Annotated in this window: 19 protein-coding genes; 9 read left to right on the top strand and 10 right to left on the bottom strand. The window is 70.2% G+C overall.

Translation table 11 applies throughout. The annotated features are described in order from the left end of the window. Positions 1-9 precede the first annotated feature (9 nt). Positions 10-1,200 carry an amidohydrolase family protein gene (locus QOZ89_RS11165; RefSeq protein WP_071054794.1) on the bottom strand — a complete coding sequence of 397 codons (1,191 nt, stop codon included), beginning with the start codon at positions 1,198-1,200 and terminating at the stop codon, positions 10-12. A gap of 158 nt (positions 1,201-1,358) precedes the next feature. Here QOZ89_RS11165 and QOZ89_RS11160 point away from each other — a divergent pair, with 158 nt between their 5' ends. From QOZ89_RS11160 to QOZ89_RS11145, 4 genes are all read left to right on the top strand, one after another. Further along, entirely contained in the window at positions 1,359-2,117 is a 759-nt protein-coding gene (locus QOZ89_RS11160; RefSeq protein ID WP_312623705.1) for a TetR/AcrR family transcriptional regulator, read from the top strand. 288 nt (positions 2,118-2,405) lie between these two features. After that, positions 2,406-3,242: a mycofactocin-coupled SDR family oxidoreductase gene (locus tag QOZ89_RS11155; protein WP_071054796.1), complete on the top strand. Its 837-nt coding sequence runs from the start codon at positions 2,406-2,408 to the stop codon at positions 3,240-3,242. 150 nt (positions 3,243-3,392) lie between these two features. Next, positions 3,393-4,691 (top strand): acyl-CoA dehydrogenase family protein, encoded by a 1,299-nt coding sequence (locus QOZ89_RS11150; RefSeq protein WP_312623740.1) that lies wholly within the window; start codon positions 3,393-3,395, stop codon positions 4,689-4,691. A 33-nt stretch (positions 4,692-4,724) separates the two neighbouring features. Continuing rightward, the gene (locus QOZ89_RS11145; protein ID WP_071054800.1) at positions 4,725-5,819 is read left to right on the top strand and encodes a phosphotransferase family protein; all 1,095 of its coding nucleotides are present in this window, start codon (positions 4,725-4,727) and stop codon (positions 5,817-5,819) included. A gap of 105 nt (positions 5,820-5,924) precedes the next feature. Here the strand turns inward: QOZ89_RS11145 and QOZ89_RS11140 are convergent, their stop codons facing one another. From QOZ89_RS11140 to QOZ89_RS11120, 5 genes are all read right to left on the bottom strand, one after another. Continuing rightward, positions 5,925-7,643, bottom strand: coding sequence for an AMP-binding protein (locus QOZ89_RS11140; RefSeq protein WP_312623703.1), 1,719 nt, complete (start codon positions 7,641-7,643; stop codon positions 5,925-5,927). A 335-nt stretch (positions 7,644-7,978) separates the two neighbouring features. Next, complete coding sequence (locus QOZ89_RS11135) at positions 7,979-9,154, bottom strand: CaiB/BaiF CoA transferase family protein (RefSeq protein WP_312623739.1); 1,176 nt, start codon at positions 9,152-9,154, stop codon at positions 7,979-7,981. Between the two features lie 77 nt (positions 9,155-9,231). Beyond that, the gene (locus tag QOZ89_RS11130; RefSeq protein ID WP_312623702.1) at positions 9,232-10,329 is read right to left on the bottom strand and encodes an NAD(P)H-dependent amine dehydrogenase family protein; all 1,098 of its coding nucleotides are present in this window, start codon (positions 10,327-10,329) and stop codon (positions 9,232-9,234) included. 100 nt (positions 10,330-10,429) lie between these two features. Then, positions 10,430-11,344 carry a TIGR03564 family F420-dependent LLM class oxidoreductase gene (locus QOZ89_RS11125; protein ID WP_312623700.1) on the bottom strand — a complete coding sequence of 305 codons (915 nt, stop codon included), beginning with the start codon at positions 11,342-11,344 and terminating at the stop codon, positions 10,430-10,432. Positions 11,345-11,450: 106 nt separating this feature from the next. Then, positions 11,451-12,014, bottom strand: a complete 564-nt coding sequence (locus tag QOZ89_RS11120) for a nuclear transport factor 2 family protein (protein ID WP_071054806.1) — start codon at positions 12,012-12,014, stop codon at positions 11,451-11,453. 361 nt (positions 12,015-12,375) lie between these two features. Here QOZ89_RS11120 and QOZ89_RS11115 point away from each other — a divergent pair, with 361 nt between their 5' ends. After that, positions 12,376-12,981 carry a TetR/AcrR family transcriptional regulator gene (locus tag QOZ89_RS11115; RefSeq protein WP_071054808.1) on the top strand — a complete coding sequence of 202 codons (606 nt, stop codon included), beginning with the start codon at positions 12,376-12,378 and terminating at the stop codon, positions 12,979-12,981. A gap of 582 nt (positions 12,982-13,563) precedes the next feature. Further along, on the top strand, positions 13,564-14,685 hold the full coding sequence (locus tag QOZ89_RS11110) for a phosphotransferase (RefSeq protein ID WP_083420157.1): 1,122 nt from the start codon (positions 13,564-13,566) through the stop codon (positions 14,683-14,685). Positions 14,686-14,708: 23 nt separating this feature from the next. Here QOZ89_RS11110 and QOZ89_RS11105 read toward each other — a convergent pair whose 3' ends face one another. Further along, the gene (locus QOZ89_RS11105; RefSeq protein ID WP_312623697.1) at positions 14,709-15,320 is read right to left on the bottom strand and encodes a TetR/AcrR family transcriptional regulator; all 612 of its coding nucleotides are present in this window, start codon (positions 15,318-15,320) and stop codon (positions 14,709-14,711) included. An 82-nt stretch (positions 15,321-15,402) separates the two neighbouring features. Between QOZ89_RS11105 and QOZ89_RS11100 the strand changes: the two genes are divergently transcribed. Further along, positions 15,403-16,638 (top strand): alpha-amylase family protein, encoded by a 1,236-nt coding sequence (locus QOZ89_RS11100; protein ID WP_312623696.1) that lies wholly within the window; start codon positions 15,403-15,405, stop codon positions 16,636-16,638. Positions 16,639-16,720: 82 nt separating this feature from the next. Here QOZ89_RS11100 and QOZ89_RS11095 read toward each other — a convergent pair whose 3' ends face one another. After that, positions 16,721-17,371 carry an NAD(P)-dependent oxidoreductase gene (locus QOZ89_RS11095; RefSeq protein ID WP_312623695.1) on the bottom strand — a complete coding sequence of 217 codons (651 nt, stop codon included), beginning with the start codon at positions 17,369-17,371 and terminating at the stop codon, positions 16,721-16,723. Positions 17,372-17,478: 107 nt separating this feature from the next. On the opposite strand from QOZ89_RS11095, the gene QOZ89_RS11090 reads away from it, so the two are divergent. Both QOZ89_RS11090 and QOZ89_RS11085 read left to right on the top strand, forming a co-directional pair. After that, positions 17,479-17,868 (top strand): winged helix-turn-helix transcriptional regulator, encoded by a 390-nt coding sequence (locus QOZ89_RS11090; protein ID WP_312623694.1) that lies wholly within the window; start codon positions 17,479-17,481, stop codon positions 17,866-17,868. Positions 17,869-18,478: 610 nt separating this feature from the next. Continuing rightward, positions 18,479-19,741: an ABC transporter substrate-binding protein gene (locus QOZ89_RS11085; RefSeq protein ID WP_312623693.1), complete on the top strand. Its 1,263-nt coding sequence runs from the start codon at positions 18,479-18,481 to the stop codon at positions 19,739-19,741. Positions 19,742-20,192: 451 nt separating this feature from the next. On the opposite strand, the gene QOZ89_RS11080 is transcribed toward QOZ89_RS11085, so the two are convergent. After that, complete coding sequence (locus QOZ89_RS11080; protein ID WP_312623691.1) at positions 20,193-21,353, bottom strand: amidohydrolase family protein; 1,161 nt, start codon at positions 21,351-21,353, stop codon at positions 20,193-20,195. After that, on the bottom strand, positions 21,325-21,765 hold the full coding sequence (locus tag QOZ89_RS11075; protein ID WP_071048622.1) for an HAD family hydrolase: 441 nt from the start codon (positions 21,763-21,765) through the stop codon (positions 21,325-21,327). The genes QOZ89_RS11080 and QOZ89_RS11075 overlap by 29 nt, the downstream gene beginning before the upstream one ends. Positions 21,766-21,771: the final 6 nt, after the last annotated feature.

The raw sequence follows: 21,771 nt of genomic DNA, 5'->3' as shown, positions 1-21,771 counted from the left end.
AAGCCGCCGTCAGACCTTGACGCCGAGACCGAGGAGCCCCGCGAGGTTGCCACCCATGATCTTCTCGACGGCGTCCTGCTCGAGGCCCGGCGGCAGGTGGTCGATGAACGAGCACGGCTCGGCGAGGCCCTCGGGGTGTGGATAGTCCGAGCCGAACATGACGTGCTCGGCGCCCATGAGCTCGACCAGCTGGGCGAGGTTGTCCTCGTGGAACGGGCTGATGTACACGTTGCGCCTGATCACGTCGACGGGGTGCTCGTCGAACGCCTGGGGCATCTTCTTGTAGGCATCCGCCAGCCGGGCGAAAAGGCCGGGCAGCCATTCACTGCCGGCCTCGACCACCGCCACCTTCAGGTTCGGGAAACGCGACAGGACGTTCTCGCAGGCGAGCGCGGCCAGCGAGTCCTCCAACGGCCGGAAGCCCACCGACACCAGACCGAACGCGTTCGGCCGGAACGGCAGCATCTCCCCCGGGCCGGTCCAGTCGCCCTGGTACCGCGTGTAGCCGCTGTCCGACGAGTGCATCGCCACCAGCACTCCGGCGTCCTCGGCGGCCTTCCAGAACGGGTCGAACTCCGGCATCCCGAACGAGCGCGAACCGCGGAAGCCCGGCACCGGGGCGGGGCGGACCAGCACCACCTTGGCGCCGCGCTCCACGACCCACTCCAGCTCGGCGATGGCCTTCTCGACGATCGGCAGGGTGATGACCGGCGTCGAGAAGATCCGCGACTGGTAGTCGAAGCTCCACACCTCGTGGATCCACTCGTTGAGCGCGTGGATGGCGACGTGGGTCAGCTCCGGGTCGTCACGCATCCGCTCCTCGAGCAGGCTTGCGAGCGTCGGGAACATCAGCGCGCCGTCCACGCCGAGCTCGTTCATCAGCTCCAGGCGCGGTGCCGGCTCGCGGAACGCCGGGATGGCCCGCATCGGCTTCCCGATGATCTCCCGATACGACTTCCCCTCCGGGTTGCCGTTGCGGAAGTAGTCCTCCTGCGCGCCTGGGCGAGCAACGACGTCGAACGTCGGGTTCGGGATGTAGTCGCTGATCACTCCGCGGATCGCGATCTTCTTCCGGCCACGGACGTCGACATACTCGATCGCCGACCGGTACTGCTCCGGGAGATAGCGGGTGAAGGCGTCCTCTGTCTCGTACAGGTGGTTGTCGGCGTCGAAGACGGGGAAGCTCAGCCGGCTGCCCATGGTGAGATCAGCCCTTTCCACTCGAATCGAAGTGATGGCTCGACGCCGCCACGCGCCCATCGCGAGGTCAGTGCCGCCCGCGGGCTGGCAGTCCTGGACAATCCGTCGGCGACGGCCCACCGCTGTTTAGGCGGACGTCTAACGGTACGCTTAGGCGTATGTCTAACACCCCGCTGAGCGACCGGTCAAGGCCACGGCCCAGCACCGATGGCGCCGATGGCGCCGACGCATCGGCCAGCTCACCCGGGGATGGCGCGCCCGACTCGCGCCGCCGTGGCGCCCTGGACTCACCGACCCGGGTAGCACTGATCGACGCGGCCGAGCAGCTGATGCTCGAGGAGGGCTACGCCGCGGTCACCACGCGCCGGGTCGCGGCCACGGCGGCCGCGAACCCCGGTCTCGTCTACTACTACTTCGGCACCCTCGACGACCTGCTCCTGGCCGTCTTCCGCCGCGGCGCGGACAAGGCACTCGCCCGCCAGGCACGGGCCCTCGCCTCACCCCGGCCGCTGCACGCGCTCTGGGAGCTCGCGACCGACCCGCGAGGCACCGCGCTGCTGCTGGAGTTCATGGCGCTCGCCAACCACCGCAAGGCCATCCGCGCCGAGATAGCGAGCTACTCCGAGCGCTATCGCGAGGCGGAGCTCGCCACCCTGACCAGGCTCGTCGACCGCCGGGAGATCGATCTCGGCGGCGTCCCGCCCAGCGTCATGGCGATGCTCATGCCCAGTATCGCCCGCACCCTCGTGATGGAGGACACCCTCGGCGTCAAGGGCAGCCACGAGGAGACGATCTCCTACATCGAGGAATGCCTGCGGCGCGTCGAGGAGCACCTCGGACAGCCGTGCCTCCCGGCGCCAGACCCCGCGAGCGCGGCGGGCCGCGTCGACGTGAGCCACGACCGCGGCGACCGCTGACCAGGCAGGTCCCATCCAGCCCCGGCAGCCGGGCGACGGCAGTGCCGGGCAGATATTCCTGATCGTCGGGCGAACGGCGCCGACCATGGCCGAGTTCACAAACGGCCGCGCCGCGACGATGCGTGGCTCGAGGATTTTCAACGCGTGAGTCACGAAGCCTCACCATCCCTGTCGTCGCGCCATCCCTTCCAGCGCTTGACGGTGCCCAAGACCACATGCTAAACGAATGTTCAGCATTGATGGAGAAGTGTGCGCAAGATGGTTCGCTCAACACAAAGTGAGGTAACGATGGCTGGACGAGTCGAGGGCAAGGTCGCCTTCATCACCGGCGCCGCACGCGGTCAGGGGCGCGCCCACGCCGTCCGGCTGGCCCAGGAGGGCGCCGACATCATCGCGATCGACATTTGCAAGCCGCTCGACGGCGTGCGGTTCCAGATGTCGACGCCGGAGGACCTGGCCGAGACCGTGGGCCTGGTGGAGAAGACCGGCCGGCGTATCCACGCGGTCCAGGCCGACGTCCGGGACCACGACGCGATGAAGGCCGTCGTGGACGAGGGTGTCGCCGAGTTCGGCCGGCTGGACATCGTCATCGCGAACGCCGGCATCGGCGCGACCGGCGCGCTGATGCACAAGATGGACGCCAAGACCTGGCAGGACACGATCGATATCAACCTGACCGGCGTCTGGCTGTCGACCAAGGTTTCCATCCCGCACATCATCGCCGGCAAGCGTGGCGGGTCCATCGTGCTGACCAGCTCCGCCGGTGGCCTCATGGCCCACCCGCACATCGGCCACTACATCGCCCCCAAGCACGGCGTGGTCGGCCTGATGCGCACCCTGGCGATGGAGCTCGGCTCGTACAACATCCGGGTCAACTCGCTGCACCCGACCCAGGTGAACACGCCGATGACGATCCACGAGGGCACCTTCAAGATGTTCCGGCCCGACCTTCCGAACCCGACCATCGACGACTTCGCGGTCGTGTCGCAGAACATGCACCTGCTGCCCACCCCCTGGGTGGAGCCGGAGGACATCGCCAACGCCGCGCTGTTCCTGGTCTCGGACGAGGGCCGGTTCCTCACCGGCGTGCCCCTGCCCGTCGACGCGGGAGCCCTTCTCAAGTAGCCCGCCGGCCACGACCCACGGCGCGGCGCGGGCGGTGGCCGCGCGATGGTCCTCGGGTGCTGACCGGCGCGAATACCTGTCTCTGCGCGCGTGGGGACGATTGAGAACGCATCGTGGAGCATGCGAGCAGACGTCGGCAAGGGAGTACGCATGGGCTGGGGCTTCGAGACCGATCCCGACTTTCAGGTCGAACTCGACTGGATCGACGAGTTCGTCCGAGGCGAGGTGGCGCCGGTCGACATGCTGGTCCGAAACGCGCGCGACCTGCGGAATCCGCTGCGCGCCGAGCTGGTCCCACCGTTGCAGCAGAAGGTGCGCGAACGTGGGCTGTGGGCCTGCCACCTCGGTCCAGAGCTCGGCGGCCCGGGATATGGGCAGCTCAAGCTCGCGCTGATGAACGAGATCCTCGGCCGGTCCGCCGCCGCTCCGGTGGTGTTCGGCTGCCAGTCACCCGACTCCGGCAACGCGGAGATCCTGGCCCGCTACGGCACCGATGAGCTCAGGAAGCGCTACCTCGACCCGCTCGTCGCAGGCGAGATCGTGTCGGCGTTCTCGATGACCGAGCCCCAGGGCGGCAGCGACCCGACCCAGTTCACCACTCGCGCCGACCTCGACGGCGGCGAGTGGGTCATCAACGGCGAGAAGTGGTTCTCCAGCCACGCCCGGTACGCCTCGTTCCTCATCGTCCTGGCGGTCACCGAACCCGACGCCGGCCAGCACCGGCGGCAGTCGATGTTCGTCGTCCCGACGGACACCCCCGGCATCACGATCGTGCGCAACGTGGCCGTCGCCGGCCAGAACGATGCCGACGGCGCGCACGCCTATATCCGCTACGAAGATGTACGCATCCCTGCCGACCATCTGCTCGGCGACCGCGGACAGGGCTTCGCCGTCGCGCAGACCCGGCTCGGCGGCGGCCGGATCCACCACGCGATGCGCACCGTCGGGCTGGTCCGCGAAGCGTTCGACATGATGTGCGAGCGGGCACTCAGCCGGGTCACCAAGGGCGAGCCGCTCGCCCGCAAGCAGCTCGTGCAGGCGATGATCGCCGACTCGTGGATCGAGATCGAGCAGTTCCGCCTGCTCGTCCTGCGCACCGCCTGGCGCATCGACCGCTACAACGACTACGACCAGGTCCGCGCCGACATCTCCGCGGTGAAGGCCGCGATGCCCAAGGTCCTGCACGACGTGGCCTCGCGGGCCGTACAGATCCACGGCTCGCTGGGAATCTCGAACGAGATGCCGTTCGGCGCCTGGGTTTTGGAAAGCTTCCAGATGGGCCTCGCCGACGGCGCGACCGAAGTCCACAAGACCAATCTGGCGCGCACTCTGCTCGCACGGTGCGAGCCGGCCAACAGCCTGTTCCCGTCGGGTCACCTGCCGGCGCGCCGCGCCGCCGCGCGCGAGCGCTTCGCCGAGCAGATCGAGCAGGCCGTCCATGCCGGCTAGGCGACCCGCCCGGCCGGCGCTCAGGGGCTACCGATGACCGAGCCGGCGACCGAGTCGTCCACGGGCGGGATCCCGCCCGAACTCGCCCCGGTCCGGCCCGGCCAGGACCTGCCCTGGGAGCGGATCAGGGACTACCTGGCCCCGCTGCTCGGCGTCGACGGGCCGATGGACGTGGCGCAGTTCCCGAACGGCTCGGCCAACCTCACCTACCTGCTGCGTTTCGGTGATCGCCGCTTCGTGCTGCGCCGCCCACCGTTCGGCCTCATCGCCCCGGGCGCGCACGACATGCGCCGCGAGCACCGGGTGCTCTCCCGGCTGTGGCGGGTCTACGACCGAGCGCCGCGCGCATTTCTGTTCTGCGACGACGCGGACGTGGTCGGCAGCGACTTCCTGGTGTCGGAGTACCGGCCCGGCATCGTGGTGTGGGGAGTGATCCCTGACGGGCTCGGCGGGCCCGGTGTGGCCCACCAGCTCGGGCTCGCCACCGTGGACGCCCTCGCGGACCTGCACATGGTCGATCCCGCCGCCTGCGACCTGGACCGGCTCGGCCGTCCCGACGGATTCCTCGAGCGGCAGCTGGCCGGTTGGCGTGACCGCTGGCAGCGCGTCGCTCCGTGGGCCGATCCGGCGCACGACGCCGCGATGACGCAGACCGCCGACCTGCTGTCCGAGCGCCTGCCAGCCAGCCAGGCCGCGGCCCTCGTCCACAACGACTTCAAAATCAACAACTGTCAGTTCGCGCCTGGACGCCCGGACAGGGTCGCGTCCGTCTTCGACTGGGACATGGCCACGCTCGCCGACCCGCTCGCCGACCTGGGCACCCTGCTGAACTACTGGCCCGACCCGGCCGACACCGACGACGACCACGCCATCCACGACCCAGGCATGGACACGCTCGGCCTGCCGACCCGCGCCGAGGTCGTCGACCGCTACGCCGCTCGCAGCGACCTCGACCTCGCCGCCATCGCCTGGTACGAGGCGTTCGCCTGCTGGCGGGTCGCCGTCATCCGCCAGCAGCTCTACGCCCGCTACGCCCGCGGCGAGTCCACCGACGAGCGCATGGCCTCCCGAGGCCGCAGCGTCGCCATGTTGTCCGCCCGCACCCTACGCATCCTGCGAGCGGGCTGACCGCGCACCAACCGCTTGCCGGTCACGCACTGACGCGCGGATCAGGCGTCGAGAGGAGCTCCTGACTCACGGATGGCCCGCCGGCCGAGATCCAGTTCTGTGGGGCTATTGAGACCGGCCGGTGCTGCCCTTCAGCTCCGGGAAGTCGTCGTCGGACCAGCCGGCCTTCGTCTCTCCGGCGGCGAGGTTCTCCTCGCGCTGGCGGAGCTCGACGCGCCGGATCTTTCCGGAGATCGTCTTCGGCAGGTCGAAGAACTCGATCCGGCGGACGCGCTGGAAGGGCGCCAACCGGCCCCGCGCGAACTCCAGGATGTCCCGCGCCGTCTGGGCGGTGGGTTCGTGCCCGGGGGCCAGGACGACGTAGGCCTTCGGTACGGCGTGCCGAACCGGGTCCGGGGCCGGGACGACGGCGGCCTCCGCGACGGCGGGATGCTCGAGGAGCGCGCTCTCCAGCTCGAAAGGGCTGAGCTTGTAGTCGGATGCCTTGAAGATGTCGTCGGTACGCCCGGTGAAGGTGATGTAGCCGTCCTCGTCGATGGAGGCGACATCGCCAGTGTGGTAAAAACCGCCGGCCATCGCCTCGTTGTTGCGCTCAGTGTCGTCGAGGTATCCGACCATGAGGTTCAGCGGATCCTGGGACAGATCCAGGCAGAGCTCGCCCTCGCCTGGCGCGCTGACAGGCTTGTTGCTGACGGGATCGACGAGGACGAGCGGGACACCCGGCAGCGCGTGCCCCATCGAACCGGGCTTCACCGCGGCTCCAGGCGGGTTGCCGACGAGCGCCGTCGTCTCCGTCTGCCCGAACCCGTCCCGCACCGTGAGGCCCCACCGGTCCTCGATCCGCGCGATGACCTCGGGGTTGAGGGGCTCCCCCGCGCCGACGACCTCCCGCAGGGCGGAGGGGCGCTGTCCCAGGTCGGCCGTGATCAACATGCGCCACACCGTCGGCGGCGCGCAGAACGTCGTCACCCGCTCGGCCTCGAGCTGGGCCAGCACACCGGCGGCGTCGAACCGGGCGTAGTTGTAGACGAAAACGGTCGCCTCCGCGTTCCACGGCGCGAAGAAACACGACCACGCGTGCTTCGCCCAACCCGGCGAGCTGACGTTCTGGTGGACGTCACCGGGCCGCAGACCAAGCCAGTACATCGTCGACAGGTGGCCGACCGGGTACGACACCTGGCTGTGCTCGACCAGTTTCGGGCGACTGGTCGTCCCGCTGGTGAAGTACAGCAGAAGCGGGTCCGACGCGGCGGTGCCCGGATGAGGCAACGCGTCGTCGGCCTCGCCGGCCGCGTCGCGCAGGTCGCGCCAGCCCTCGGCGGCGCCCACCGAGAATCTCAGATAGGCGCCCGGCACCTGGTCGAACTTTGCTGTGTCCGCGGGGTTGCAGATGACCGCCGAGACATGCGCGCGGGCGACCCGGTCGGCGAGGTCGGCCGAGCCGAGCGCGGTCGTGGTCGGCAGAATGACGCCGCCGAGCTTCATGACCGCGAGCATCGACCCCCACAGCTCGACCTGGTTGCCCAGCATGAGCAGGACGCGGTCACCACGGCCGACACCTTGCCCCAGGAGATGGGCCGCCAGCCGGTTGGAACGGCGGCGCATCTCGTCGAAAGTCACCGCGGAACGTGAACCGTCCTCCTCGACGATGACGAGCGCCGGACGCGCCTGACCATCCGCCACCACGTCGAACCAGTCGTGCGCCCAGTTGAACGCTCCGTCGAACCGGGGAAACGAGAATGTGCTGGCCGCCTCGCCAGCACTGCCGCGCAACGAGAGCAGCTGCTCCCGCGCGGTCCGAAAAGCGTCGCCCACCGACGTCATGTCGTTTACCTCCATGGTGCCAAGCGGGATACCCGTCCACAGATGCAAGCATCTGATCGGCGCATACCCAGCGGAAAAGTCGACAACGCGTCATGGTCCACCGCGGGGCAACGTCGACTGTTACTGGCACGGGCTCGCCGCGCCACCGGCCGCGGCCGTACCGGCGGGAACTTCTGGACGTCAGGAATCGGGGGCGGGCGGGACACGCGTCGGCCCCGGTCAGCTGACAGGGGGCCGCAGGTCCTGCCGGAAGGGGCGCGGGCGGCGCGGGTCGCCGTTGACGGCGCGGACCCGTGCGCATCGCGGCGCCGCCCGGCCGCCCTGCCCGGGACGCGTCAGCTGGCGATGACGCCGTCACGGCGCCAGTCGGCGAGGTCGGCGGTGGAGTAGCCGAGCTCGGCCAGCACCGCCTCGGTGTGCTCGCCCAGGCCCGGCACCCGGCCCATCGGCGATGTCCAGCTCGCCGCGACCGGCGGCGGCAACACCGCCCGGAACGAGCCCTGCGGGGTTGGAACCTCCCGCCACCGGTCGCGGACGGCCAGCTGCGGATGGTCGATCACGTCCTGAACACCGTTGAGCCGGGCGTTTCCGAGCGCCGCCGCGTCCAGCACATCCTGGGCCTCCTTCAGGGTGACCGCGCCGGTCCACGCCGCGATCGCCTCGTCGACCCGGGCGCGCTCGGCCACCCGGCCGGCGTTGCTGGCCAACGCCGGGTCCTCGGCGAGGTCAGGGCGTTCGAGCACCGTGCGCGCCAACCGCTGCCACTCACCGTCATTGGTGGTCCCGAGCACCACCGTCTGCCCGTCGGAGGTCGGGTAGGTGCCGTAGGGCGCCACGGCCGGCGACCCGACCCAGGCCGGCTCCTGCTCGAGACCGGTACCCATCGTGTAGTTGACCTGGTAGCCCATCCACTCCGCGACGACGTCGAACATGCCGACCGTGATCGCCTCGCCCCGGCCGGTGGCGTGGCGGGCGTGCAGCGCGCCAAGGATCCAGCTCAGCGCGTACATGCCGGTGGCGAGGTCGACCATGGCGATGCCGGGCTTGGCGGGCTGGCCCGGCCCGCCGGTGACCGCGCAGGAGCCGCCCTCGGACTGCACGAGCAGGTCGTAGGCGCGTTTGTGGGACAGCGGCCCACCCTCGCCGTAGCCGGAGATGTCGACGGCGACCAGCCGAGGATGACGGGCGACGACCTGGGTCGCGGCGAGCCCCCGCCGCTCGGCAGCACCCGGCGCGAGATTCTGGATCAGCACGTCGGCACGGCCGAGCAGCCGCTCCAGCACCGCCGCGCCACGCGGGTCGGCGATGTTGAGCCCGAGCGACTCCTTGCCGCGGTTGCACCAGACGAAGTGCGCCGCCATCCCGGCCTGCGCGCTGTCGTAGTGCCGGGTCATGTCACCGCCGCGCGGGTTCTCGATCTTGATGACGCGCGCGCCCATGTCCGCGAGATGGCGGGTCGCGATCGGGGCCGAGACCGCCTGCTCCACCCCGACGACCAGCAGCCCCGCCAACGGCCGCGCCCCCGCCGTGGCGGGGGGCTCCTGGTCGAGCGCCTCGTCCCGCGCGTCACCCGCGTCGCGCGTGGTGGTCACCGGCCCGCCGACAACGGGCGCCGCCACGTCTCGCCCTCGTGGAACAGGCCTCGCGGGCGCCCGAGTGGCAGGTCCAGGTGCGTGCGGATGCCGGGTGGCGCGGCGACGACGTCGTGGATCATGTTCACCACGGACATGCCGGTCCAGATCCGGCCCGGATATCCGGGGTCACCGGTCGCGCTGGGCTCGAGATGCTCAAGGGTGATCTTCGTCGACGGCTCGCCGAAGAACTCGACGACGTAGCGGTTCCTGCCTTCACGGATGGCGGGCGTCAGGCCGTCCGCCATCTTCCACTCCGAGACGAAGACGATGGCCGGCCGGCCGTCGACGATCGCCTCCCAGCGGCGGCGGATGCCCGCGACGTTCCCGGCCGGGATCACGCCCGCGGCGATGGTGAGGTCCCTGTCGCCGACGGCCATGGTCAGCTCGTGGGTGTACCTGTCGACCTGGAGGCCGAGCCCGGCCGCCAGCATGGCGACCGACTCCTCGTACGGAGCGTCGACCTCGCCAGTGACCACGGTGGCGTGTTTGTAGGCCTCGTCGGGCGCCAGGCCGAAGCCGAACAGGCCGAAGAGCAGCTCGGCCTGGGGATGCTCGCTGAAGTCGCACACCTCGGTGACGACCACCTGGTCGACGCGGCTGAGCAGCCTCGACGCGAGCAGCGGAAAGATGTCACCGACGAAGCCCGGGTGGATGCCGCCGCCGTGCAGCGTCGTGCCGCCGTCCTGGCAGGCGGCCGCCAGCCGCCTCGTCCGTTCGTCGTCAGGCGACGGGAACGTGAGGCCCACGGCCGTCACCACGTTCTTCCCCGAGCGAAGGAGCGCCTCCAGGTCGTCGACCTCGACCGCCAGCGGCAGGTAGTTGACGCAGTCCGCCTCGAGGGCGAACAGCGTCTCCTTGTTCGTGGTCGCCGTGACGCCCAACGGGCCGATCCCGGCGAGCACCCCGGCGTCGACGCCCTCCTTCTCCGCGGACGTCGTGTAGACGCCGACCAGCTCGAACATCGGGTTCGCGGCGAAGTGCCGGATGGAGATCTGGCCGATCTTTCCGGTGCACCACTGAATGACACGGACGGGGCGTGACGAGTCAGTCATCGGTCGCCTCCAGAATCGCGGGTGACAAGGGCCCGGGCCGGGTGCGGTGAGCACCCGTATCCCGGTCAGGCATCGATCCGGGTGCGCCCGGATCGACGCCTCAGCGGGCCAGTTCGCGCAGCAGGTCCCGGGTGCGCTTCAGCGAGGCACGGACGTCGTCGCCGGCGGGGACGATGTGGGCGTGGATGTCGGTGGCGCCGGCGTCGAGCAGCGCGCGCAGCTGCGCCTCGACGGCCGTCTCGTCGCCGACGATCGCGGCCTCGGCCGGGCTGTCCGCGCCGCCGATCGCCATGATCCGCCGATAGGCCGGCGAGTTCGCGTACATGACCGAGCCCGCCGCCACCGCGGACCGGGCCTCCTGTTCGTCGTCGTGCACCACGACCGGCAGCCCGGCGACGATGCGCGGCGCCGGCCGGCCGGCCGCCTCGGCGGCCGCCGAGATGCGCGGCCCGACATGCTTCTCGATCGCCGCCACGGGGGCCATCCACAGGATCGCGCCGTCCGCGTGCTCGCCCGCGATCCGCAGCATCCGCGGCGACAGCGCCGCCAGCAGCACCGGGACGGGGTGGGCGGCCCGGACGGTCCCCGCCGGGGCGCGTGTGGTCCAGTCCTGGCCCTCGAAGTCCACGGCCTCGCCGCGCAGCAGCGCGGTGAGGATCTGGAGGTACTCCTGTGTGTTGCGGCCGGGATGGTCGTAGGACAGGCCGTACATGCCGCGGATGTTGGCTTCGTGTGACGGGCCCAGCCCGATCGTGAGACCCGGTCTGCCCATCGCCGCGACGGTCGCGGCCACCCGCTGCGCCTGCAGCATCGGGTGGCACGGGTAGGTCTGCAGCACCGCGGTGCCGAGCTCGATCGTCGAGGTCTCGCGGCCCGCGAGCGCCATGGACACCAGCGGGTCGCCCTGCACGATGCTCGCATACCACAGCGAGTGGAAACCGTCGGCTTCGGCCCGCCTCGCCTGATCGATGATCTTGTCTGGCGTCGCGGCGCCGCCCATGAGACCTATACGCATCCATCACTCCGGACAGTCAGAAGAGAAACGCTCGGCTGTTGCCGCGGCCGGCCACTCGGTTGGCGTCACCACGTGGGACACGCCGGGCATGAGCCGACCCGTCGCGTCACCAGCGTTGGGCCGGCTCGCTGTCGATGTTCAGCGGACGCTGGTAGGAGAGGTCGGTCTGGTCGCGGGTGCCCTTCAGGAACCCCTGGGATCTGAAGATCTTCGAGTTCACGAACGAGGAGTCGGTCATCCCGAGCCACTCCGCGGTGGAGCGGCGGACCACGATCTTCCACTCGCCGTCGCGGCGCTCCAGCCGGTCAAGATACCGGCCACCGAGCAGCGTCATCGTCTTGCCGTCCGGGCTGAGCAGCCCGCCCAGCACATAGCTCTCGGCATGCGCCACGTCGCCGTCGATCTCGCACGAGTGCGTCGTTATGTGGTGCAGGTGGGCCTGGGAGGCGGCGGCATGCGTCTTGTTGGCCCACTCGCCGTACTCGGGCCCGGGGTTCACGGCGAAGCCGTGCTCGTCGATGCCGTCCTCATGGAAGGTGCTGGTCATCAGTTCGACGTCGTGCCGGTCGTGCCCACGGGCGGCGCGCGCGATGCAGTCGAGGATCGCGGTCCGGTCCATCAGGTACGCGACCTTGCGGGTCAGCTCCTCGATCCGGTCATCGGCGCTCATCGTTCTCGGTGCCCCCTTGCTCGGTGGCAGGCGGCGGACGCCGCTCGCGGAAACTGTCGGATGTTCCGGACCCGCTCGAACTCCCCGCGCGCGCCAGGAACGTCCGCGCCGGGCGCTCGCCACCCCATCCGCTCGCGGAGTGGATACCGCCCGCCAGCCGAGCGGTATCCGCCAGGCGCCAGGACCGCCGCCGGGCAGGCCCGGACCACGGTTCGGCTTGCCCCAGGCGACGCCGACGCGCCCTGAGGTCACGCCAGACGCACGCGGTACCCCCGGGCGCGCACCGTCGCTGAGACCCAGCCCACGCGTGTTGAACGAAAGTTCAGCACGGCGAGGTGGCGGCGTCAACCAAAATGGAGGCATGACCAGCCCACGCCGCACCGGCACCGAGAGCTCACAGACCCGCGCGATCCTGCTCAACGTCACCGAACGACTGATGCGGCAGGAGGGCTATGCCGCCGTGAGCTCGCGCAGCGTCGCCAAGGCGGCCGGCGTCACGCCGGCACTGATCCACTACTATTTCCCGACGCTGGACGACCTGTTCCTCGCGGTCTTCCGGCGCGGCGCCGAGAAGAACCTCGAGCGGCACGCACGCATCCTCGCCTCAGCCCAACCACTGCGTGCCCTGTGGGAGTTCAGCATCGAGCCCGCGAGCACCTCGCTGCTGACCGAGTTCATGGCGCTGGCCAACCACCGCAAGAGCATCCGGGACGAGATCGCCCAGTACTCGAGAAAGTTCCGCCGCCAGCAGGCCGAGCTCCTCGCGAGCCGGCTGTCGGACTACGGAATCAACCCCGACGAGGTCCCGCCCGCCGCGCTGCTCTTTCTCATCGGCGCGGTCTCCGGCAGCTTCGTGGCCGAGGACCAGCTCGGCCTCACCGACGGCCACGCGGAGACCCGCGACCTCGTGGAGCGACTGCTACGACGGTTCGAAGGCGCCTCGCCCGCCGCACACGACGGCTCCTGACACGCGGTCGCCGCTCCGCCGCGACCATACCCGCGCCGCACCCGAGTGTGCTAAACAAGCGGTCAGCACTGCTGACCGTCCGTTCAGTACACGAACGGCGCCTGGGTGGTGCCGACGCGCTGGGGAACAGCCGCGCGCAGCGCGGCCTCCGGGGCGGGGTGACGCTGACCGCCGACCCGGTCTCCTGTCGCGGCCGGCGCGCGCCACCCACATGGAGATCACGCCGACGGTAATCAAGTCAGCAAGTGCAGTGCGGCGTGATTACGGGCGAGATCCCTCAAGATCATGAATCTTGTGGCCGACTCGGTTGTTCTGTTGGCTATCGCGCTGGGTGCCGCCTGTTGGCCGCGAGCGGGAGCCCGCGATGCGGCGACCTTCTCGTCGAGCTGGGTGCGGCGTTGGAGCTGCCGGTGGGGGCGGAGCCAACTGCAGTGTTCGCCGAATTGCGCGGCGGCGCCGACCTTGGTTGCTGGTGTTCGACAACGCCGAGAACCCTGCAGCAGGCAGGCGGGGCCCACTCTTGTCTGGATCCTTACCCGGCTCCGAATTCCCGCGCCTGCCAGGCTCCGGCATGATGCGCAAGTGCTGAGCGTGCCGCGGGGCTGGTCGGACGTGACCCCGCAGTGGATGACGGCGGCTCTCGCCGCCTCGTGCCCCGGCGCCGCGGTCGTGGCGCTCGAGATCGACGACCTGGTCGACGGGACGAACAGCCGAGCCCGGGTGCGGCTGCGCTACGCGTCGGGCAGCGGCCCGGAGCGCGTGTTCGTCAAGCGGGAGGGCCGGATGCTCAACCGGCTCGCGTTGACCGCTCTGGGCGCCCGGGAGGCCGAGGCCCGCCTGGCCGGCTCCGGGCCGGACCTACCGCTGGAGCATCCCGCTTTCTACGCCGCCGCCGTCGACCGGCGCAGGCTGGCGACGGTGACCGTGATGGAGGACGTGACGCTGCGCGGAGCGCGGGCGAATGTCGCCACCGTCCCCCTGGGGGTCGACCAGGTGCGCGACGGCCTGCTCGGCCTGGCCAGGCTGCACGCGGCCTACTGGGAAGATCCGCTGCCGCGGCCGCTGGATTTCGTGCGTCCCTGGCGGCTCGGGCGGGTCTGGGCGCCGGTCTCATGGGCGAGCCTGGCACGGGCGCTGCGGCGGCTGCGGTCCGGCGGGCACGGCCGGCTGATCCCCGCCGGCGTCGACGCAGGTGTCGTCGAGCGGGGATTCCGCGGCTGGGCGACGCTGGCGGCGGCGCACCCGCGGACGTTGCTGCACGGCGACCCGCACCTGGCCAACACCTACACCCTGCCCGGAGGCGTCACGGGCTTCTACGACTGGCAGCTGGTCCGGGCCGGCAACTGGTCGCACGACGTCGGCTACTTCCTGGTCTCCTGCCTGGACACCGCCGACCGGCGTGACCACGAGCGTGATCTCCTCGGCGACTACCTGAATGAACTCGGCGGCCAGGGGGTACCCGGCCCGGGTCTCGACGAAGCCTGGGAGCTGTACCGCCAGACGCCGGTGTTCGGGCTCGGCACCTGGCTGCACACGCTGTCCGGTGGCGGCTTCCAGCCGACCGAGGCGTGCCTGGCGGTCATCGAGCGTTTCGCCACCGCACTCGCCGACCACAGTGGCGCGGTCACGCCACCGCGACGCCGGCCGCGCGTGCCGCTGCCCCGGCCCCGCACCCCTGGGTCCTGTCAGCCTGTCATTCGTTGATCGCGGCGATGGTGAAACAGATCCTATGCGGCCCAGTCGCCGAGGGCTCCTTCGAGCGCGCCGAGGGCGGCGTCGATGAGAGGCCATCGATCGTCGTCGGGGCAGCCCTTCTCAACCCAGTGCACGCAGGCGGAGTCTAGGAAACCGAAGTATCCCCACAAGGCGTATTCGTGCCGGCGGTCGGCGCGGGTGGCGAGGAGGCTGCCGAGTCGGCCGACGTAGTCGCGGCGTGCGTGACCGCGGATTCTAGCGGCGAGTGGGGGTTCGCTGCCGGGCCGCTGGAGTGGGAGCGCCCACGCTGCCGGGTGGTGGGCGATGTGGTCGAGGTAGACGACGGTCGCGGCCCGCACCCGGTCGCGTACGGGCACGCCGTCGGCGAGCGCGTTGAGGGCCTCGCTCTGCCGGGTGAGCAGGTCGTCGATGGCCAGCCGGACGATCTCGGCGTAGAGCTGGTCCTTGCCGGTGAAGTACTTGTACACCAGCGCCTCGGAGGCGTCCGCGCGCGCCGCGATCGCGGTCATCGTCGCCGCGGTGTAGCCGCTGCGGGCAAAGACCTCCGCGGCGGCGGCCAAGATCGCCTCGCGCCGAGACCGCGGGTCGAGGCGCTGCCGCGGCTGGCGGTCTCGGCGGCTCACAGCCCCACCGTACGCCTAGTGGGCTACACTCACTAAGACTAGTGAGGATTCCTCACTAGTCTTCGGGCGGAGGTAGCGGCACGTGAACTGGGTCGAGCACGCCATCTGGTGGCACGTCTATCCACTCGGATTCTGCGGCGCCCCCATCCGCGAGGACCGATCCACACCCGAACCGCGGCTGCGACGTCTGCTCGGCTGGCTCGACTATGCGATCGAACTCGGGACGTCCGGGCTTCTGCTCGGCCCGATCTTCACTGCCCAAACGCACGGCTACGACACGCTCGACCACCACGGCATCGACCCACGCCTGGGGACGTTGCAGGACTTCGAGGACCTCCTCGCCGCCTGCCGCACCCGGGGACTGCGCGTCCTGCTCGACGGCGTCTTCAGCCACGTCGGCCGGCACCACCCCGACCTGCGCCAAACCCTGCAGGAGGGCCCGGCCAGCCCGACCGGTCCGATGTTCGACATCGACTGGCAGGCCCCGGGCGGCCCACACCCCCGCGTGTTCGAAGGCCACGAGAGCCTGGTACGGCTCAACCACCGCAGCCCGCAGACCGTCGACTACGTGGCCGACGTGCTGACCGCATGGCTCGACCGCGGAATCGACGGCTGGCGCCTGGACGCCGCCTACTCCGTCGACCCCGCCTTCTGGGCACAGGTGCTCGCACGCGTGCGCCCCCGCCATCCCGACGCCTGGTGGTTCGCCGAGGTCATCCACGGCGACTACGCCGCCTTCAGCGCCAGCTCGCGCGTGGACTCGGTGACGCAGTACGAGCTGTGGAAGGCGATCTGGTCCAGCCTGCTCGACCGCAACTTCCACGAACTCGACTGGGCACTGCAACGGCACAACGGCTTCCTGCGCCACCTCACGCCACAGACCTTCATCGGCAACCACGACGTCACCCGCATCGCCACCACCATCGGCCCCGACGCAGCGCTGCTTGCCACGGCGATCCTGATGACCGTCGGCGGGATCCCCTCGGTGTACTACGGCGACGAACAGGCCTTCACCGCGGTCAAGGAAGACCGCGAGGGCGGCGACGACGCCATCCGCCCCGCCTTCCCCGACGCCCCAGCCCAGCTCGCCTCCTGGGGACTGCGCACCTACCGCGCTTACCAGGACCTCATCGGGCTCCGCCGGCGCCACCCCTGGCTAACCACCGCCACCACCGAGACCCTCCACCTAGAGAACACCCGCTACAGCTACCGAGCACGCGCCCGCGACCACACCGACTACCTCGACGTGCACCTGGACCTGCAGACCCACCCGGCCGTCACCATCGGCGACCACAACCATCCGCTCTGGCACGCGTGACACGTCGAGGTGCGTCCCGGCCCGGTTCAGCCCTCGCCGGGTAGCGGTAGCGGCCGGGGCAGAACGGCAGTCGATCTGTCCCCTACTGGACGCTGACGGTGGCGCGGTGGTGGCGCGGTTCCTCGATCTCGTCGAGCAGCGCGATCGCGAAGTCCGCGTATCCGATGCGGCTGGCCGGGTCGCCATGCTCGGCGATCCGGTACCGGCCGGTACGCGCCCCGTCATGGTCGAAATCCCCGGCGGGAGCGACGTACGCCCAGTCGAGCTCGCTGGCCCGAAGCTCGTCGAGGCCCGCCAGGTGGCCGAGGGAGAAGGAACGGTACTCGTTCGGGTAGCCGGGCTCGTCCATCAACGCGGCGCCGGATGCCCCCGGCAGGACCGAGGAGAGGCCGACGACTACCAGGCGGCGCACCCCTGCCTTCGCCAGACCGGTGGCCAGCGCGCGAGACGACGCGGTGAAGAAGTCGTGTGCTGGCACGGACAGGTCCGCCGCGGCGCTGACGGCCGCGTCCTGTCCGGCCGCCGCACGCTCGACGCTCACCGCGTCCGTGGCGTCACCAGCCACCACCCGGATGTCGGACGGCAGGTCGCGGTGGCGTGCGGGGTCGCGCACCACGGCGGTGACCTGGAGGCCGCGCCGACGTGCCTCGGCGACGGCCTGCCGTCCCGCACGCCCGCCCGCGCCGAACACCACAATGTCTATGCCAACCGCGTCTATGCCAACCGCGTTCACGGCAACCGCCTCTCCTTGGGCCGGTGCTGCCGCGCCGGCCGGTGCGCGGACGCTATCGGGGATGGCGGTTACCACGGGGATACCGGCTGTCTGGCTATCGTGAGGCCATGAGGGAGCCCCTGCGCGCCGACATGTTCGACGAGCTGTGCCCGTCCTCGCTCAACCCGGTCCGCTTCGGTGACAAGTGGGCGGCGCTCATCATCCGCTGCCTCGAAGACGGGCCGCGCCGGTTCTCCGAGCTGCGCGTGCCGCTGAGCCGTGTCACTCCCAAGGTGCTTGCCCAGTCGCTGCGATCCCTCGAACGGGATGGTCTGCTCACCCGCACCGTCCTGGATGCCAGGGCCACTCTCCACGTCGAGTACGAGCTGACCGCGCTGGGCCGCAGCATGTTGGAGCCGATGGCGGTCGCCTGCGCCTGGGTGGAGCTGCACTGGGACCAGCTCCTCGACGCCCGCGAGGCATACGACCGCGCCATCCGTTTCGACCGCGCCGGATGATGCGGCGGCAGCCATTGCCAAAGACGCGCGCCGCACAGGTCACCCGCTTCTTGCAAGCCCGCAGACCCTCCTAGCCTCGGGCTTTCATGCCGTGATCGTCTGGTGGGTGTGTCGGAAAGGCGCGCCGGCCGGCTCGCCCGCCACGCCCGCACCACCGTGATGCACCTGGCCGCCCACCACCCCTGGTGCCGCTCGCCCTCGAAGCGATCACCAGACTGCGCGCGCTGCCCGCCCCCGGATAGGCCGGGACCACGACCTCCCAGCCCACCGGCCAGGACAAACCCCGCCCCGGACGTGGACCGGGCGCTCACCCGCGCGACAGCGGGCCACCCCGCCACGGCCGCACCCGGCCCGGACGGCAGAACTCAACATCAACCAGGGTGGGACCTCAGCCCGCGATCACACCCGGCCACCCCGTGAAAGATCCGGGCCAATGCCGTAAGGACCTGATCGCAAGAAGATCTATGGCCAGGATCACCAGGCTTGGCTCGATGCGACACGCCGCTGGGGTCCCTCCGAACTTCGTCGCCAGCGGCGCGCTAACGTTGGGCCACCGAGAATGCCCGAGTTGTCGCTATTGGCATAGATCTTTGATGGGAGACGGCGCGTCATGATCCTTCGTCGCCTGCGCGCGCGGACCTCGACAGGGGCAATCGCGGCTGCGCTGGTCGCCCTCGCCGCCCTCGCCGCTTGTGACACGTCGTCAGACTCGGCCACCAATGGGGCAGGCGCCTGCTCGACGCAGGCGCCAGGCGTGACCGCCGCTTCCATCAAGATCGGCCTCATCTACCCCGACACCGGGGCCCCCGAGATCGCCTCCGCGTTCAAGGCGTCCCGCAGCGGCGTCGAGGCGCGCATCGACCTGCAGAACGCCCGTGGCGGCGTCAACGGCCGCGAGATCGACCTGGTGTGGGGCGACGACCAGTCCGACGCCGAGACCTTCTCCACGGTCGCGCACGACCTGGTCGACACCCAGCGGGCCTTCGGCCTGATCGCCACATCGATCGTCCTCGACAAGTCAGCCGGCTGGCTCGAGAAGGAGAACATCCCCGTCACCGGAACCGGGACGAGCGCCACCTGGAGCAACCACCCCAACCTTTTCCATGCCGGCAACCTGTTCAACACCGGCGGCACCTCCGTCTTCGGCGACTTCGTCAAGGCACAGGGCGGCAGCAAGGCGCTGGTCGTCGTCGACCCGAACGTCGCGGCATCCCGCAGCCTCGCGATGCAGTTCGTCCCCAGCCTGCAAAAACGCGGCATCCAGATCGTCGACGAGGTTACCTTCACCGAAGGGGTCACAGACCCGGCCCGGGTCGCCGCCGAGCTGAAAAATTCCGGCGCGGACACGCTCATCGGCGCCGCCCAGTCCACCCCCTTCATCGACATCTACGCGAAGGCCAAGGCCCTCGGAGCCAAGATCAATGTGGCGTTGAGCGCCACCGGTTTCAGCCCTGGTCTGCTCGCCCAGCGAGGCAGTGACATGGCCGGAATGTCGATCATGTCAAGTGTCGCCGCACAGGGCTCTCCGGTGATGGACGCCTACCAGAACACCATGACCACCTACGCGCCGGAGCTGCCGGACCCCACCGACGAGCTCGCCCTCGCCGGATACGTGGCCGCGGACGAGATGATCCAGGGACTCCAACTCGCCGGGCCCTGCCCCACCCGCCAGGCCTTCGTCGAGACTCTCCGCAGGGTGACCGACTTCACCGCCGGCGGCCTGATCGCCCCGATCAACCTGTCCCTGCCCACACAGCCGATCCTCTGCGAGAACTTCATCACCGTCGACCCGGCTGGACATAGTTTCGTACCCGCCCCACCACCCGCGACACTCAACCACGACGGCTACTGGTGCGGCGAAGCACTCCAATAACACCACGATGGACGATGAGGCGCCGACCCACGTCGGACAGGTCCCTCGCCGACAGTCGGCGCCTTCTCGGTCGTCCGCGGTCGATGCGCCGTGGCCATCAACCTGGACGAACTCGCCTCCGCATATCTCGGCGGCACGGCGCCATCCCGCCCAGCCTCTTCACCTACGACCCGACAAAGGGGGCATTCCTCGCCAGCTAGAGGATGTCTGAGAAGGGTCAGGGCGGCGCGCCGATGAGGCGGTGTAAAGTCACCGCCGACCTGTATGTATGCCGATTGGGCTCCCAAATTTTGTGCGCCGACCGGGAGCTCCGAGGGCGGCCGGACAGCCCAAGTCGAGCACTCTCGCTCGTCAATCGACATCTCCACCGTCGTGCCAGGATCCCACCATTCGAGCGCTGACCACTTAGCCGGTCATCCGCCGGTCACCTGGCCTTCCCGCTGCGACGGCGTCACCGCGCCGCGGCCTGGAGCGGGCCGGGCGACGACCCGTCATCCGGGGCGGGCGGCACGTGGGGGAACAGTTCCTGGAAGGCGCCCTGCGTGATTCTAAGACGGGTCGCGGGGTCGAGATCGCCGACAAGCTCGTGGAGCGTCTTCTGGGTGTGGCCGAACGTGCCTTCGATGTGCGGGTAGTCGCTGCCCCAGCACACGTTGCGCCAGCCCATGGCCGTCACCGCGGCGACGGCCGAGCGGTCGTGCTGGAAGGACGCGTAGACGTTCTCGTACAGGTACTCGCTGGGAGGCCGCCGCAGGCGGGGGCGGACGGTCGACGCGTGCTGCCGGTACGCCTCGTCGAGCCGGTCGGCGACGAACGGCCCCCAGGTGGCGCCACCCTCGGACACGATCGCCCGCAGGGACGGATGCCGGTCGAACACGCCGCCGGCGATCAGCTTGGACACCGCCCGCTGGCCGCCGTAGGTCGTCTCCATGTAGTTCAGCAGCGCGCCTCCGGGGCCGCGGTAGTAGGTGCCGTTGCGGGCGGACGCGTCATGCGGCTCGCTGCCGATGTGGAACGCGATCACGAGGCCCGTCTCCGTGAGGGCGGCCCACAGCGGCTCCCACGACTCGCGATGCCAGTCGTCCCCGTCGACGAGCGGCGTGACCGGCAGAGCGGCGGCGTGGTAGCCGAGCCCCGCGGCCCGCCGGACCTCGGCCACCGCGGAGTCGACGGTGAGGAAGGGGATCGTGGCCGCGCAGATGTAGCGGGGCGAGAAGCGCTGGTACTCGATGGCCCAGTCGTTGATCGCCCGGGCGCCGGCCGCGAGCAGCTCCGGGTCGCGGATCGACGAGGTCCACATCCCCAGCGACGGGTAGATGAGCTCGGCCCAGACGCCCTCGGCGTCCAGGTCGACCAGGCGCAGCTCCTTGTCGTTCGCGCCGGGCGCCCGCTCGGGGACGGTGAGGCCGTTCTCGTCGGTCAGCTTCGCGCCGGGCCGGGGCATGCGACGGCGGAACTCCTGCCCGTCGACGTGGATCGTCTCCCACTCGCCGTCGGGGTCCTTGACGCTGCGCGGCATCCGCTCCGCGAGCGGCGCGGGCAGGCTCCGGTCGAACAGATCGTCCGGCTCGACGAGGTGCGAGTCACCCGAGTTGGCCCAGATCTTTTCCACGGTCCATGCCTCCTAAGACAGCCCCAGTCGACGCCGGGCTGGAATCCTGCGAGCACGTCATTGGGTCGATGGCAGCGAGCCGGCGAGCGAGGTCGGAAACGGAGATGAACTCGAAGTCCGCTTGCGCGGCGAAGTGCTCGTCGACGCGGGTGTCGCCGATGTGCACGAACCGCTGGCAGCGCCAGGCCACGCGGACCGCCGTGAGCTCGTGCTTGCGGCTGACGAAGTCGGGGACGATCCCGGCGCGAGCCCACATCGCCGACTGCTCGCCGAGGGTGCGGTCGGAGCAGCTACCGATCACGTAGCCCCGCGCCTGCGCCCACCGCACGAAGGTCAGTCGGAGCGGCCCGGCGGGGTCGCCCGTTTCGAGGGTGCCGTCGATGTCGAAGCTGACGAGCGTACGAGCGTCCATCGCCGC

The organism is Pseudofrankia coriaricola (assembly GCF_032027725.1).
Taxonomy (GTDB): Bacteria; Actinomycetota; Actinomycetes; order Frankiales; family Frankiaceae; genus Pseudofrankia.
Note: the sequence above shows the minus strand (reverse complement) of the source record. Positions and strands in the feature narration are given on the sequence as shown.